Below are 14212 nucleotides of genomic sequence, written 5' to 3' on the forward strand. Positions count from 1 at the left end.
ACTTGGGTAAAAGTTCGGAATATATTTAATACAGTATATGCAAACGATAGCCGAAAAAGTGAGTGTAGACTTGCGAGATAATGTTCCAGTTTTAATGTCTTGGAGAAATCGTGACTATCATATTACAAAAGTTGGTTTACATCATAGTTTTACAGAGGGTGATATCTTGTACCATACTTTTTCTGTTCTTTCTGGTGACTTATTTTTAAAACTTAAGTTTAATACAAAACATTTAATATGGAATTTAATACAAATTTACCAAGAATAGTACATCTTGATATTAATTCTTGCTTTGCAACAATTGAACAGCAGGCTAACCCCAAACTTCGTGACAAAGCCGTAGTGGTTGCTGCCTATACTACAAGTTCGGGCTGTATTTTGGCCTCCTCCATAACCGCTAAAAAGATGGGGATTAAAACTGGTATGAGGGTTGGTGATGGTAGATTAATCTGTCCGAACCTGATAGTTCTTGAACCTGATCCTGAAAAATATAGATTTGTACACAAAAAACTTAAAAAACTGCTTGAAAAATATAGTCCTCTAGTCACCTCAAAATCCATAGATGAGTTTGTATTCGAGATTGTTAAAGGTAGCCCAGTTGTAGTTAGTCGTCAAATCAAGGAAAGGATAAAAAAAGAAATTGGAGAATATATAACTGTTTCTATAGGCATTTCTACTAATAGATACTTGGCAAAAGTGGCAAGTAACTTACAAAAACCAGATGGGTTGTCAGTAATTAATAAAAGTAACTATCATAAAGTGTTTTCAAATCTTAAGTTGACAGATTTAACGGGTATAAAGATAAACAACTCCAATAGATTGAGAAGTGTTGGTATAAAAACAGTTAATGATTTTTACAGCTACCCTCTTTATAAACTTAAAATTGCATTTGGTGGTATAGGTGGTCTTTATTGGCATTTAAGACTCCACGGATATGAAATTGATGATTTTAAGAGCACCAGAAAGGTAGTAGGTAATTCATATGCCCCACCACCCAACCATGCAAACAAAGTAGGAGAAATAATGATCAAGTTGACAGAGAAAACGGGTCTAAGACTTAGGTACGCAAATCTTAAAGCCTTAGGTGTTCATCTTTATATACAAGATAGAAATGGCACCTCTTGGCATATGGGCAGAACGCTTAAAAGATATGTATCTAATTCTTGTGATATCTATAGGGAGATGAATAACCTTTTAAGGTTAAGTCCTATTAAAAACAATATCAGAAATATTGCAATATCAACATTTAAATTAAAACAAAACAGTGAGTTGCAACTTGAAATATTTGACAACGAAGTTGGGTTTTTTAATGTTTTAAAAAAAGAAGAACTGACAAAGTCATTAGATTTAATTAATACTAAATACGGAGACTATACGATTTATCCAGCCAGAATGGTAAATACGAAAGATATGGTCAAAGATCGAATAGCTTTTGGACAGTAGAACCAGTTGTAATCTTGTGTTTATCAGAAAATCCTGCATTTACCTCCAAGACATAGTCAATTTCAGATGGCGCAGGGTATTTTTTTAAATCAGAGTCTTTTACATCAGGTTCTGGGTTAACATTCTTATTAATTAAAACAACTTTGTCATCTTTAATCCAAATGATATCGAGTGCTATTTTTGTGTCCTTCATCCAAAATGTAGGTTTTGAGCTTTCTCCAAAAACAAAAAGCATACCAGAATCTTGATCCAAAAAGTCCCTATTTGATAGTCCTTTCGACCTTTCTTCATTGGTTTTTGCAACCTCTACCTTAATTTTAGTTTCATCAATTTTAATAATATTATCAACTGTTGTTGGTTTACTTATTTTATTTGTTAAAAATTCTAATTTACCTTGGCTGAAAAGGCCAATAAAAACAATAAATAGCATAACTGCAATTATGGGGAGAAAAATAGACTTAAACATTTAATTCAATTCTGATTCTATGAGAGATATTTCAGAGTCAATATTTTCAAAATCAGTATCTTCCAGATCACTTTCGATGTCATCAACTTCGTCAGATTCAGAAATAGTTTCAACTTTCGTTATTTCTCTTTCATAGTTCTTCTCCGTCCCCATATTGCTATTTGTCATTACGTAGGCAAATAAACCCAAGACAAAAACTAAAATAGCTAAAAGTGAGATAACAAGTTTATTTTTCATAGTTTTTAAAAATTATTGGTCTCCTACCCTCAGACCTTTAATGTCGCTTATTACTTCAATTAACAATCGATGGACCTCTTTAAGGTCATCCTTAATAGCCATTAACGAGGTTCTGACTTCTTCAAACACTACTTTAGGGTCTTGTGCTTCAGGTATGCTATTGAGTTTTTCTTTTAATAATCTAAGATCTGCCTCTACGCTTAGAAGTAATTGTTTTGCCTCTGAAAGCAGTGTTCTTGTATCAACCAAGATGACATTATCGTTTTCTTCCTCAATTATTTTTATCCTATTCTCGATTCTTGTAATTAATAATTTTAATCTCTCAACCATGGCATCAAGCCTAACAGTTAGTTTGTTGGAGTATGACATAATTCTCTCTTTTCTTACCAAACTTAATTTTATTCTATTTTCTTCACCAGAATTTTTAAGTTCAGTCCTAACTTTAGCGTTTATTACAACTCCTGGGGTTGGTCTAGATTTTTCACCTTGAGCGGAAACTAAAACTGGAGTCGCTAATACTAAAAAAAGAAATGAAACTAGAAGTAAAAACTTAACTTTCATAAATAAATATTAAACTAATACTAAAAAGATTGCAAGTATACAGAAAAAGATAATAATTGGTATGAATAATAGAAAAACTTCTAGGCTGTTATGCTCCTTTTTTGTAAGTTTGTGTATAGTATCCATATTTGCTGTGTGTCGGAGACAGGAATCGAACCTGCAAGGATTGCTCCACAGGTTCCTAAAACCTGCGCGTCTACCAATTTCGCCACTCCGACATTTTTAATCTTATGAGAAATTGGCCAAGCTTTGCTTACCAATTTCGCCACTCCGACATTACTAATATATTATACAACCTAAAACAAAAAAAAGCCCCCTCTTTTGGAGGGGACTTGTAAAAATTCAAACGCCTTACACTGTAAACAGTGAAAGCCTCGGAACGTAGTGGTACTATAGCATATGACTATGGGTATGTCAAGCTTTGGAGCTAACTATCCCTTTTTCTTGCGAGTACAAACATTGATGGTCCAAATAGTACCTTGGCTAGTGGCAACTGAAGTGCTTTCTCAAGGTCAATTAATGAAGCTATTGGAAACAATCTTTTAAGAAGAGTAGATCTGATGTTTGACACTGATCTAACTTGGATGATTTCAAAATCGTTTTCAACAAGCTTTTCAAGTATTTGATCAGGATGATAATTTATAAATGGTAAAGTACCCCTTTTTATGAACTTTTTACTTCTTAGGTCGATTGGAAAGATGTTAATAGGATATGTGAAGTCACCTTTAATTATATTTCTCAAACTTGCTTTTAAATTACTTTTGTTGGGGAATTCTAATATAAAGTAGCCTTTATTGGATAATAGCTTATTAACTATTTTGAATGCATTGTCTATGTTATCAATATGGTGAAGTACTCTCACCATAACAACAAGGTCAAATTTGCGTAAGTCTTTACGGTTACTTAAGTTTTGTAAACTGGACTGTATAAATTCAATATTTCCAAATTTCTTTTGACTTCTCATTGCTTTTGAAAGAAGTTTCGCAGACGGATCAGTTAAAACAATTTTCTTAGATCTAAACTTATAGGCAGGAACTAGTCTCCCGTAGCCTGCACCTATTTCAATAACCTTGCGTATGCTGGATATTTTAGTAAGAAAGCCTTTAATTGCAAAAAATTCTGACAAATGTTCGTATTCCCTATTCTTCCAATATGACGGGTAATCATATGTATCATATGCAGCTGGCATTGTAAGGGTATTATAGCATTTATGCTGAATCTCATAGCATTATATGCTGAATCTCATAGCATTCCATTGCAGTCATAAGTAAACTTACATCTCGATGACTCGATGCAAGCAAGCTTGTAATGTCTATTCCATAGCCATCATGAACTGATTTACACCTTTGGCCCATGCGCCGTCTGGTGAGTTTGGGGTATATTTAGTCCATATAGTGTCTGGGGTTGTTAGTCCTTTATCAATATATTCTTTTTTCAAACCTCTCATAACTGTGTCTATTGCTTCTTCATATGAATTAAAACCTAATGTTCCCCTGCTGTGGATACCCCAACCCCAACAGTTGTATGTATTTGGTGGAATAATTTTACAAAGATTAGATTCTTGCTGTCCTATGGCAGGTATTAATCTGTAATCTAAGCCATATTCGTCAGCTTTTTCAACCATATAATTTTCTAAACCAACAAGTGGAGAGTTATATCTTATCAGGTACTGTCGAATTAGCTCAGGCCTTGCATCAACTGCATTATATGTTCCTGAAACTGTTGGAAACTCACTAGGTAGTGAGGCATATATTTTTACGCTACCTTGGCTGGTATTTTCAACTTCAACTACACTACTACTTTTAAATGAAAAAAGAGAAAATATAGAAATAGCAATTGTAATAGGTGTAATACTAAAAAATATTGCAACTAATAGTAAGTTTTTCCAAAAATCAAAAGAAGGTTTCTCTTCGATACTCACAATCGTTTGCATATAGTTTAGAATGACATACTAAAAAGTTATAGTCAAGTTTGATATACTACCAATAGTTCTTGGAAACAAAAAAAATGCCGAGATGCTGAAATTGGTAAGAACCTTGGCCAATTTCAACACACAATAAGCCGAGATGCTGAAATTGGTAGACAGGCACGTCTCAGAAGCGTGTGTCGAAAGACATGAGAGTTCAAGTCTCTCTCTCGGCACCATTTTGCGACTTGGCGGGTCGGCACGAAGTGCCGACCAAGCGTTTAGCCCATCCCCTTGGAGTTTTTTGTTCTGGAGTTGCAGGTTCGAGCCGAAGATTTTTGAGGCGAGGACCTTAATTTGTTCTTTATCGTTAGTTGATATTATTTGATCTACTTCACTAGCTTCATTTATCCATTTTTTCATGGGTTCGAGCCAATTGCCTTGTGATCTTTTAAGAGAAAGGATTTGTTCCTCGATTGTTTTCTTTTTGGAAACTAATTCCAATTTTTTATTTTGAAAAGTTTCTATATCAATTACTTGATCAAGATATGAGTCAAGAAGAAGTTTTAATTTTAAATTAATAGTTTCTAAATCCTTTCTCTTGTCATTTATGACCTCAAGGCAAGACTTGGCTATATCTGATTCTTCTTGTTTTAGTTTAGATAACATCTGATTAGCCCAAGTCTTTTTCAAAGAGTATTTTTTGATGAGTGTGGTGAGTTGTGGTTCAAGATAAATATCTCTTAGATACTTTTGACTACACTTTATATATTTATTCTTTTTAGTACAGTGATAGTAGGTATATCTAACATTTCTATTAGTACCTTTATAATATTTATCTTGAACTTCGGCTGATATCATCATGCCACACTCACCACACCTAATAAGTCCTAAATATGGTTTTATAATTCTATTAACTTTGGCTTCTTTCCACTGCCGATTTCTCCTATTTAGGACTTCCTGTACTTCATCAAAAAGTTTCTTTGAAATAATTGGCTCGTGTCTGCCCTCATACACATCTCCACCGTATGTAAAAACACCGTAGTAAAATGTCTTTTTAAGTAGATATCTTATTTTATCCTCATCAATTCTATTACCTTGTGGATTTAAGACCTTTTGTGTTTCCAAAAAGCTAGAAATATCTTTCATTGATTTATCTCCCTTTGAGTACATTTCAAAAGCTTGGGTAATAACAGGCGCAATTCTTTTATTAACAATAATAGTTTTATTTCGAGTATCATTAATATACCCAAGCGGTGCTTTGCAAGGAAAATTACCATTTCTAGCTTTTTGCCTTAACCCACGACGAGTATTTTCTGACAAAGAATCTACATAATATTTGGATTGAGAGAACGAAATTGACAACATGAACTTACCTTGAGAAGTGGGTTCAAACCAAAAGGTGTTAAATTTGAGGGCAGACAATTTACCTGTGTCCAAGAGGTAAATAATTTTTCCTCCATCAACGGAGTTTCTTGCCAAACGATCCGGATGCCATGAAATTATCCCAGAAGCACGACCTTTTTCAATATTTTCTATCATTTTATTAAAAACTGGTCGTCCAGGAATTTTGGCAGATTGTTTCTCTATTAATTCTTCGACTATTTCCAGACCTTCTCGTTTGGCAAGCAAACGAAGTTCGTCGAGTTGACCATCAATTGATTGAACTTGCATATCCTCAACATCTGTAGATTTTCTTGCGTAGAGGAAAAATTTTCTAGAATTAGGATTATTTACATTAGTAGCCATGCTACTATCATTTATACGCCCGTAAATAATCCGTATCAAGATATCAAATAATATCAACTTGTTGTTATGCTTTTTGTGTGGAGTTTTCAGTCCGAGGGGATGGGCTAAACGCTTGGTCGGCACTTCGTGCCGACCCGCCAAGTCGCAAAATGGTGCATATCTATAGTTTAGTCAGAACCTATTTTACCACACATTTTTAATTCTGTAGCGGAGCAACAAGGGAGGGGTTAAAGGGGAAGGAATTGTTGCGGAGCGTGTTTCCTTGCTCGCCGCTTCGCGGCTCGCAAACCCATATCATGTTTGCGCTCCAGGCCTCCACTCGCTTCGCTCGTTTCGGCCTTCCGCTTACCCACTGTGTTTTGTTGTTATGCCTAGCCCACGCTTACTGATAACATAGAATACTCATTTGAACTTATGAATACTTATTTTATACAATTGAAGCTAGGCAGTGTTTTTGTTTTCTTTTTTCTTCGCCTGACTATCTGCTTTTTGAAAACGATCCGTTGTCATAAAACTATCTCGAAATTTTAGATTTGTGGCCATAAGTCTTGCATGTTGATTTTCGTAATCATTAATTAATACTAACTTCTTAAAATCTCGATTAACTTCGTAAATCAAGTTAAGACAAGCAAGACAAGTATTAGAAAGTTGCCACAAAGCAGCTTTAACTAGGTATTCATCTTCAATATCAAAAAATAGTGTTTGTGTTTCTGGTGGATTGTTTTTATCAAAAATATGTTTAGTATTTTTGAATGTATTAACTAAATTAGAATGTGAGTTGAATTGTATTTGCTTCTTTATCTTCTTTAAATCAATAGACCTATCTGAATAATTATCATCTAACCACTTATATCTTTTTGATTTTAAGTCATTGGACGGATCTAAGATACCAAATTCATCAGTTGCTGCAAAATCTTTATAATTAGGATTAGCAATTGAATAACCAAGGTTGCATGAGGCTTCCATGAACAATCGTAAGTTTAAAGATGCCTGCACTGAATGCAAACGGACAATTGAAAACATTGACAAAAGATAAAAATTTCGCATCTCGGTGTGAAATCTAAGTAACAAATCAGTTCCTTGATCAAAATTTCCAAGATAACCATCAAAAAAATTACTAACTAGCATATATACATCATTTACATGTTTATACAAATCTCCATATTTTTGCTGAGATTTTAATAATAATGAATTTTCTTCGATGACAATATCTAATAAAGTGTTTGAATTTAGTATCATTAATTTGATTTTACCATTGATTTGACATATTTCACTTTCGACATATAATACGTACAAAGATGACAGATCGAATATTTAGACTTACTGATCCGGATTTAATTTCTTGTGATACACCATGCGAAGAAAAGTTTGCAACCCTAACAGATTCAAGTAAAAGCTTACCCACGGAATATAAAGGTATCCAAACAAAACGTTGTGTTGCCAACAATGCTGCTTTACGAGGTCAACATTTTGCTGAACAACAACACCCTGATCCAAAAAAGTGCAGGGTCTGCACAATTTATACAGCAACACCAACAACAGTTGACAGTGCTTCTACTGAAGCGTAAAATCATCCTTATGAATATGAATTTTACTACCGCTACAATAATTCTCTCTAGGAGAGGTTAATTTGTAGTGGGAGGAACTTAAAAAGTTCAGATAACTCTCACTTACCTGAGAGTTTTTTTATATCTAAAAATATGGAACAACTAAAATCAAGATTAGCAACTACAAACGATGAGAAATATGCCTCTCAAATATCTGGTTGGACAAAAGAATCTGGAACAATGCTTCCTAAAACTGTTGATGATTTAATGGCTCTGTTTAGTAATAATGACTCTGTATTGGTTTTTGACGATGAAGGAGCTTTGGTCAGTCATGCAGCAATAACTTATACATATTCGGACGGTAGTGTAGAAATTGGGTGCGTAATCACAGATCGTGAAAAAAGAAAAAATGGTGCAGCCACCCAAGCGGTTAAGCAAATTTTAGTTTTGGCGGACGAAAAATACCCAGGTAACAAGAAATTTGCATTAGCTAATGAACATAGTTCTGCATTGTTTGAAAAAATTGGTGCCATAAAAATACCAACAACAGAACTTTCAGCAGAAGTTTGGATACCATGCAAAACATGCCCTAGAATACCAAAACAGAAATCTGGACAACCATTTGTGTGTTGTGATACACCTTATGACTTAACCAATATCAGATAGAAAAGCTGATACTATTTCTGTAAGTCTCTCTAAATTTTTAATAGATATTTTTTCATTTGTAGTATGTGGATCCTCTACTCCATCACTAAGATTTACAACTTGAATCCCAGCATTTACTAATGGGTTTGCATCACTTATTCCTGTTGGTTTATCAAATGAGGTCTTGATACCAAGTTTATTATAAATAGAAACTATTTTTAATATAAACGGATCATTTTCTTTGTGATTATAACCACTGCAATATCCATCAAGTTTTAGTTCTATTTCGACATCTGAATATTTAGATTTAATATCAACAACATGCTTATTTAATTCTTCGATATGAACATCAAATTTCTTTTTATTTAAACTTCTAATTTCACCTTGAACAATCGTTTTATTCGGAACTGTATTAATACCTATACCTGAGTTAACTACACCAATGTTAATTGTTGTTTCTCCGTTATCAAATCTACCAATTTTTATTTTATCCATAAATTTAATTGCAGGTGATAATGAGTTAATACCTTCCTCTGGTCGAGATGAATGCGCAGACTTACCTATAAAAGTTACCTTAAAATTGTAAATATAAGGTGAAGACAAAACAATTCTTCCAAATGGTCTAGCGTAATCAATAGTCAAGCCAACTTTCGATTTAATCCATTCAAATGGAAAAAATTCTAAACCACCTCCAGTTTCTTCTTTGACTGAAAATAATAATTCGATATTTGGTAGTTTGTTATTTTTTTCTTTATATTCTTCTATAGCACAAATTATTGCAGATATTGATGCTTTATTATCAGCTCCCAAAATAGTTTTTCCATCAGATTGAATATAGTCATTTTGAATAATTGGATTAATGCTATTCCCTGGTTCTACAGTGTCCATATGAGAACTTAATAACAATTCGGGACTGTCGTTACCTTTTTCTATGGCTAAAATTGATCCTAATTTATCTTGCTTCCACTTAAATCCTACTTTTTTTAGCCAATTCTTAATATATATAGCCATGTCCTGTTCATTTCCAGAAACGCTATCTATTTTTACAATAGTTGTAAATATATCGGCTATTTTCATATTATTCATATCTTACTCTAACCTTGGTCTACTTGACAATACGCATGAGTAGATATATATTACAGGGTAATTTCAATATGAACATTAGATTAATTAACAGAAGGAGACAAATTTGTCTCTAGTAAACCTACCCGCTTATATAGCGGGTTTTTTAATATAAAAATATGCAACACGATATACAAAACGAAGAACGAGAAGCTGAAAATAGAGCACTCAAAGTAAACGAGGAGACATCAAAACTAACTAAAGTTTTAATGTGGGGTGCTCCTGGTTCTGAAACAGTTCTTGGACAATTACTCCCTAGTAAAATAAGTTGTTTTGAAACCCAGTTTGATGTGCTTGGAGCAAGAACAGAGTTTGAAACAGCCAAATCAATACTTACTTCCCAAGGAGTAGAAGTTATTCAAGTTAAAGACTTGATGGCTAAAATGATAGACGAGCAAGGATTGAAGCCTGAGGGGAACTTTGAAGGATTACGAAAAAATATTGAGACGCGAGCATTAGGATATTCCGAAAAATATAAAGGTCAGGGAATTTCTGATGTTGAAGAAGTACTAAGCTGGTTAGATGAAGTATTAGAAGCTGATGCAAAAAAATACGGGGTTGAAACCGCTACTTTAATGAATGAGGTTTTGTCATTAAAAAGTGAATTACCACTCTCAAATGTTTTGTATGCTAGAGATCAATCAAATTTATTAGGTAGGACTTTTGTATGGTCATCTATGAGACATCAGATTAGACAACCAGAAGTGCATCTTTTCAAAACAGTCCTTAATCATAGTGGAATTTTAGAATCAAAAGGTCTACAACAAGTACAAATTAACGGTAATGGAAGATTTGAGGGTGGAGATGGAATTGCAAACGCAGGGATTTTTTATGTTGGTGTCGGAGGTAGATCAAACACAGAAGGTGTGCTGCAGGCTTCTGAATCAATTATCTCGAAGGGTGGAAGAGTAATGATATCAATTGACAGTGATCGTGATTCAGGAGCTAATGAGATGGATGCAATGCATCTTGATACATTCTGGATGCCTGTTGGCATTAATCAAATTGTGGCCTGCAGAGATGAAATTAACAGAAGACAAATTTTAGAAGTTGTAGGTAATCCTCTTTCGGGATTAAGACTTGAAGATCGGGGTAGTTTTATTGATCATCTTAATGAAAGAAATGTAGAACTTATTCCACTCACAAAAGAAGAACAGTTAGCCTACGCACCAAATTTCTTGAATCTAGGAAACAAAACAGTAGTCTTATCACTAGCTGATGGTAACAACTTAACAGGTGAACTTGAGAAACGTGGTTTTACTGTGTTTAATGCAAATCTCAAAAATATTACTAAGGGTTATGGTGGGTTACATTGCATGACCGCCGCTATTAAAAGGGAGTAAAATGAAAAGAGAACGAAATGAACCCATGAACGATAACCCTTTGTATGCAATTTACAAAAAAGAGAGTCAATTAATAAAAGCTGTTGAGTCTCAATTAGTAAGCAAAAATCAAACTCCAAATATTATTGAAGCTCCACTTTCTACAGGTTTTGATTATGGCATTAATCTTACAAGTCTGGCTAGTGAAGAAGGATTATCTCCACAAGATCTAGCTTTAAAAATAGCGAGTAAAATAGATGGTGCTGAAGCTGTTGGGTCATTTTTGAATTTTAAATTAGAAATGTCTGAATTTGGTCATGCAGTAGTAGATCAAATTTTGGATATGAAAGCTGACTATGGTAAGGAAAATGAAGGAAATGGACAAAGAGTAGTTATAGATATGTCTTCTCCCAACATAGCAAAAAGAATGAGCTATGGTCACTTAAGGTCTACAATTATTGGCGATGCTTTAGCAAATCTACACAGATCTGCAGGATATGAAGTTATTCGAGATAATCATATAGGTGACTGGGGAACACAGTTTGGAAAATTAATTGTTGCGATTAAAAACTGGGGTGACGAGCAAGAATTATTAAATTCGGATGATCCCATTGGTATACTTCAAGATTTATATGTTAAATTTCATTCAGAAGAAGAAATTGAAAAAGGTGTTTTGAGAGAGGAAGCAAAGAAAAAAATTGAAGTGGATGGTGTTGAATCAGTAACTGGACTTGAAGAAACAATCGAGATCATAAGTCAGGAAATAATGACTAGAAAGAAAATATCTAGGTCAGAATTGGATACGACAAAAATAACTGAAGATGCATTAGATAGAGTAATTGTTTCAGGTTTAGAAAAAGAAGGACGGAATTGGTTTTTAAAACTTGAAAAAGGCAATAAAGAAGCTCGAAGACTTTGGAAACTTTGCATTGATCTTTCGTTAAAAGAATTTAATCAGATTTATGAAGTATTAGGAGTTAATTTTGAAGAGTCGTTTGGCGAGAGTTTCTACGAAAGTATGTTAGGTGGTGTTATAGACAAAGTAGCTTCAAGTAAAGCTGGTCACGTTAGTAATGGAGCATTAGTAATTGATATGCAGGATAAAGGATTGGGTGTTGCAATTGTACAAAAATCTGACGGGGCAAGTGTTTATATGACAAGAGATTTGGCTTGTGCAATTTATCGAGAGGAAGAGATGAAAGCGGACAAGGCGATTTATGTAGTTGGTGATGATCAAAAACAATATTTTGAACAACTTTTCGAAAGCTTAAGTAGACTAGGTTATAAAATTGGTGAGAATTCAGTACATGTTTATTTTGGAATGGTGAGTTTACCAGAAGGTAAAATGTCAACAAGAAAAGGAAGAGTAATTCTATTAAAAGATGTTTTAAGTGAGGGATTTAGAAAAGCAAATGAGGTTATTGAAGCAAAAAGTCCAAAGTTGAATAAGAATGAATCACTTAAGGATGAAATTGTTAGACAAATTGCTGTTGGGGCTTTGAAATGGAATGATTTATGTCAAGATCCAAGAAAGTCAGTTATCTTTAATTGGGACAAGGCCTTAAATTTCGATGGAAACTCAGCACCTTATGTTCAATATACTGCAGTTAGAGCAAATAGTATTATTGAAGCTTCACGAATAGATATAGCGCAGCTATCAAAAAATAATGCTAATTCAGAAAATGATTATCAAGAAATATCTGAAAAAGCATTAATTAGACAATTAGCTAGTTTCCCAAAAGCAATTAAAGATGCTCTAGATAATAACTCTCCAGCTAAAGTTGCAACGTATGTATTTGAATTATCAAAAAGATTTAATACTTTTTATGGTAAAAATAGAGTTTTGGGTATTGAGGATGAAAATATAGTCTCATCTCGTTTGAAACTAGTCGCTGCAACATACCAAACAATCAAAAATTCACTTGCGATTTTAGGAATAGAGGTTCCTTCAAGAATGTAATTCTCTGGAAAATAAACTATAATACTTTTATGCAATCATGGATTTTGTATTCCTTACTTGGTACAGCAATTTATGTTATTGTGATTTTTGTTGACAAATATAATTTAACTCAACAAATTAAGGATTATCGGGGTATGGCTATGTACAGCGCCATTGTTGGATTAATTTCAGGGAGTGTTCTCTGGTTAATGACTGGAAGACCAATACTTGGGTTTCAAGATGGATTATTAGTTATGATAACTGGAATGCTTTCGATATTTTCAGCTTCGATATATTTCTATGTAATACAAAAGGAGGATGGAAGTAAAGTTCTTTTTCTACTCCAATTAGTTCCTGTATTTGTTTTAATTTTATCACTGTTATTCTTGGATGAAGTCATCACTATAAAGAAGCTGTTAGGTTTTGCATTAATTTTAATTCCATCTCTTTTGGCATCATCGGATGGCAATAAGCTGAAACTATCAATAGATAAAAACACAATACTATTAATGGCCTCCACATTTTTAACTGCTGTCAGTGCTGTAATATTTAAGTTTGTTGTTGATGCAGGAAGTTTTTCAAAAGTTGTTGCCTATGAAAGCTGGGGTTGGGCAATCGGCGGTTTAATTTTATTTACTGTTTTTCCCTCCGTAAGAAAGGCTTTTTTCACAACTACCAAATCCTTAAAGAAAATTGCATTGGCAATTGTATTTGGAAATGAGATTTTGTTTTTAGGCAGTAAGCTTCTTTTATTTCTTGCAATTTCATTGGGATCAGTCTATTTAGTTAATGTGATAACTGGAACACAAGTACTGTTCGGAGCTTTATTTGGAGTAGTACTTACATTACTTGTACCCAAGATATTTCATGAGGATATCAGTAAGAATAGTATTAAAAATAAATTAATATTGGGAGTTATCACTCTTGTTGGATTAGGGTTAATTTATTAATCATAACTGTATACATTCTTAGTAGTCTCCTTTCTCCTGCCCATGCACATGGCGTAAGCCATCACCCCTGTAAGCTTTGGCGTGTTTTGTGTTGGGCAGAATTCCCGACAGGGAATATTTCAGGAGCAATGCCTGTTGTGCCCGTAGCTTCCTAACCAAGTGCTGTGCGTAAGCACCTGTTCTGTTTTCAGCACTTGGATAGTTGCCTGTTAAGGTAAATTGCGACTGAAATGTCATATTTTGTCCCAACGGCTAGCCGTTAACCGTCCAGCGGACGGTAACATGGACAAAAGGCCGTATTTACGGCCAGTTAACGGAGTCGATT

General features: G+C 33.9%; 14 protein-coding genes and 2 tRNA genes. 8 read left to right on the plus strand and 8 right to left on the minus strand.

The window, feature by feature from the left end; genetic code table 11:
• Positions 1–37 precede the first annotated feature (37 nt).
• Complete coding sequence (locus QY322_00550) at positions 38–268, plus strand: hypothetical protein (GenBank protein WKZ25792.1); 231 nt, start codon at positions 38–40, stop codon at positions 266–268.
• Positions 238–1443, plus strand: coding sequence for a hypothetical protein (locus tag QY322_00555; protein WKZ25793.1), 1206 nt, complete (start codon positions 238–240; stop codon positions 1441–1443). Before QY322_00550 ends, QY322_00555 begins: the two co-directional genes overlap by 31 nt.
• Here QY322_00555 and QY322_00560 read toward each other — a convergent pair.
• The 6 genes from QY322_00560 to QY322_00585 form a co-directional block, all read right to left on the minus strand.
• Positions 1415–1909 carry a DUF192 domain-containing protein gene (locus QY322_00560; protein WKZ25794.1) on the minus strand — a complete coding sequence of 165 codons (495 nt, stop codon included), beginning with the start codon at positions 1907–1909 and terminating at the stop codon, positions 1415–1417. The genes QY322_00555 and QY322_00560 overlap by 29 nt on opposite strands.
• Positions 1910–2146 (minus strand): hypothetical protein, encoded by a 237-nt coding sequence (locus QY322_00565; protein WKZ25795.1) that lies wholly within the window; start codon positions 2144–2146, stop codon positions 1910–1912. It abuts the gene before it with no gap.
• Between the two features lie 12 nt (positions 2147–2158).
• The gene (locus QY322_00570; GenBank protein ID WKZ25796.1) at positions 2159–2707 is read right to left on the minus strand and encodes a hypothetical protein; all 549 of its coding nucleotides are present in this window, start codon (positions 2705–2707) and stop codon (positions 2159–2161) included.
• 136 nt (positions 2708–2843) lie between these two features.
• Positions 2844–2925: transfer RNA gene (locus tag QY322_00575), tRNA-Leu, on the minus strand.
• 209 nt (positions 2926–3134) lie between these two features.
• The gene (locus tag QY322_00580) at positions 3135–3896 is read right to left on the minus strand and encodes a class I SAM-dependent methyltransferase (GenBank protein WKZ25797.1); all 762 of its coding nucleotides are present in this window, start codon (positions 3894–3896) and stop codon (positions 3135–3137) included.
• Between the two features lie 123 nt (positions 3897–4019).
• Positions 4020–4640, minus strand: coding sequence for a hypothetical protein (locus QY322_00585; protein WKZ25798.1), 621 nt, complete (start codon positions 4638–4640; stop codon positions 4020–4022).
• A 127-nt stretch (positions 4641–4767) separates the two neighbouring features.
• Here QY322_00585 and QY322_00590 point away from each other — a divergent pair.
• A tRNA-Leu gene (locus QY322_00590) sits at positions 4768–4852 on the plus strand.
• A 1951-nt stretch (positions 4853–6803) separates the two neighbouring features.
• Here QY322_00590 and QY322_00595 read toward each other — a convergent pair.
• The gene (locus tag QY322_00595; protein WKZ25799.1) at positions 6804–7601 is read right to left on the minus strand and encodes a hypothetical protein; all 798 of its coding nucleotides are present in this window, start codon (positions 7599–7601) and stop codon (positions 6804–6806) included.
• A 59-nt stretch (positions 7602–7660) separates the two neighbouring features.
• Between QY322_00595 and QY322_00600 the strand changes: the two genes are divergently transcribed.
• On the plus strand, positions 7661–7930 hold the full coding sequence (locus QY322_00600) for a hypothetical protein (GenBank protein WKZ25800.1): 270 nt from the start codon (positions 7661–7663) through the stop codon (positions 7928–7930).
• A 132-nt stretch (positions 7931–8062) separates the two neighbouring features.
• Positions 8063–8575, plus strand: coding sequence for a GNAT family N-acetyltransferase (locus QY322_00605; protein ID WKZ25801.1), 513 nt, complete (start codon positions 8063–8065; stop codon positions 8573–8575).
• Here QY322_00605 and QY322_00610 read toward each other — a convergent pair.
• The gene (locus QY322_00610; GenBank protein WKZ25802.1) at positions 8558–9640 is read right to left on the minus strand and encodes a M20/M25/M40 family metallo-hydrolase; all 1083 of its coding nucleotides are present in this window, start codon (positions 9638–9640) and stop codon (positions 8558–8560) included. The two genes, QY322_00605 and QY322_00610, sit on opposite strands and share 18 nt — an antisense overlap.
• 155 nt (positions 9641–9795) lie before the next feature.
• Between QY322_00610 and QY322_00615 the strand changes: the two genes are divergently transcribed.
• Genes QY322_00615 through QY322_00625 form a run of 3 tightly spaced genes read left to right on the plus strand, consistent with a single transcriptional unit; the run spans position 9796 to position 13887 of the window.
• The gene (locus QY322_00615) at positions 9796–11019 is read left to right on the plus strand and encodes an arginine deiminase family protein (GenBank protein WKZ25803.1); all 1224 of its coding nucleotides are present in this window, start codon (positions 9796–9798) and stop codon (positions 11017–11019) included.
• A 1-nt stretch (position 11020) separates the two neighbouring features.
• Complete coding sequence (gene argS / locus QY322_00620) at positions 11021–12958, plus strand: arginine--tRNA ligase (GenBank protein WKZ25804.1); 1938 nt, start codon at positions 11021–11023, stop codon at positions 12956–12958.
• Positions 12959–12987: 29 nt separating this feature from the next.
• A complete protein-coding gene (locus QY322_00625; GenBank protein WKZ25805.1) occupies positions 12988–13887 on the plus strand; it encodes an EamA family transporter in 900 nt (299 codons plus the stop codon).
• The last annotated feature ends 325 nt before the right edge of the window (positions 13888–14212 follow it).

This window comes from bacterium (genome assembly GCA_030583725.1).
Lineage (GTDB): Bacteria > Patescibacteriota > Microgenomatia > UBA8517 > UBA8517 > JAUYMM01.

What these genes read in the sequence shown, in the direction of transcription:
- QY322_00615 (WKZ25803.1), top strand. Translation starts at nt 9,796, where the DNA reads ATGCAACACGATATACAAAACGAAGAACGAGAAGCTGAAAATAGAGCA.
- QY322_00555 (WKZ25793.1), top strand. Translation starts at nt 238, where the DNA reads ATGGAATTTAATACAAATTTACCAAGAATAGTACATCTTGATATTAAT.
- QY322_00580 (WKZ25797.1), bottom strand. Translation starts at nt 3,896, where the DNA reads ATGCCAGCTGCATATGATACATATGATTACCCGTCATATTGGAAGAAT.
- QY322_00550 (WKZ25792.1), top strand. Translation starts at nt 38, where the DNA reads ATGCAAACGATAGCCGAAAAAGTGAGTGTAGACTTGCGAGATAATGTT.
- QY322_00560 (WKZ25794.1), bottom strand. Translation starts at nt 1,909, where the DNA reads ATGTTTAAGTCTATTTTTCTCCCCATAATTGCAGTTATGCTATTTATT.
- QY322_00625 (WKZ25805.1), top strand. Translation starts at nt 12,988, where the DNA reads ATGCAATCATGGATTTTGTATTCCTTACTTGGTACAGCAATTTATGTT.
- QY322_00595 (WKZ25799.1), bottom strand. Translation starts at nt 7,601, where the DNA reads ATGATACTAAATTCAAACACTTTATTAGATATTGTCATCGAAGAAAAT.
- QY322_00600 (WKZ25800.1), top strand. Translation starts at nt 7,661, where the DNA reads ATGACAGATCGAATATTTAGACTTACTGATCCGGATTTAATTTCTTGT.
- QY322_00585 (WKZ25798.1), bottom strand. Translation starts at nt 4,640, where the DNA reads ATGCAAACGATTGTGAGTATCGAAGAGAAACCTTCTTTTGATTTTTGG.
- QY322_00605 (WKZ25801.1), top strand. Translation starts at nt 8,063, where the DNA reads ATGGAACAACTAAAATCAAGATTAGCAACTACAAACGATGAGAAATAT.
- argS (WKZ25804.1), top strand. Translation starts at nt 11,021, where the DNA reads ATGAAAAGAGAACGAAATGAACCCATGAACGATAACCCTTTGTATGCA.
- QY322_00565 (WKZ25795.1), bottom strand. Translation starts at nt 2,146, where the DNA reads ATGAAAAATAAACTTGTTATCTCACTTTTAGCTATTTTAGTTTTTGTC.
- QY322_00570 (WKZ25796.1), bottom strand. Translation starts at nt 2,707, where the DNA reads ATGAAAGTTAAGTTTTTACTTCTAGTTTCATTTCTTTTTTTAGTATTA.
- QY322_00610 (WKZ25802.1), bottom strand. Translation starts at nt 9,640, where the DNA reads ATGAATAATATGAAAATAGCCGATATATTTACAACTATTGTAAAAATA.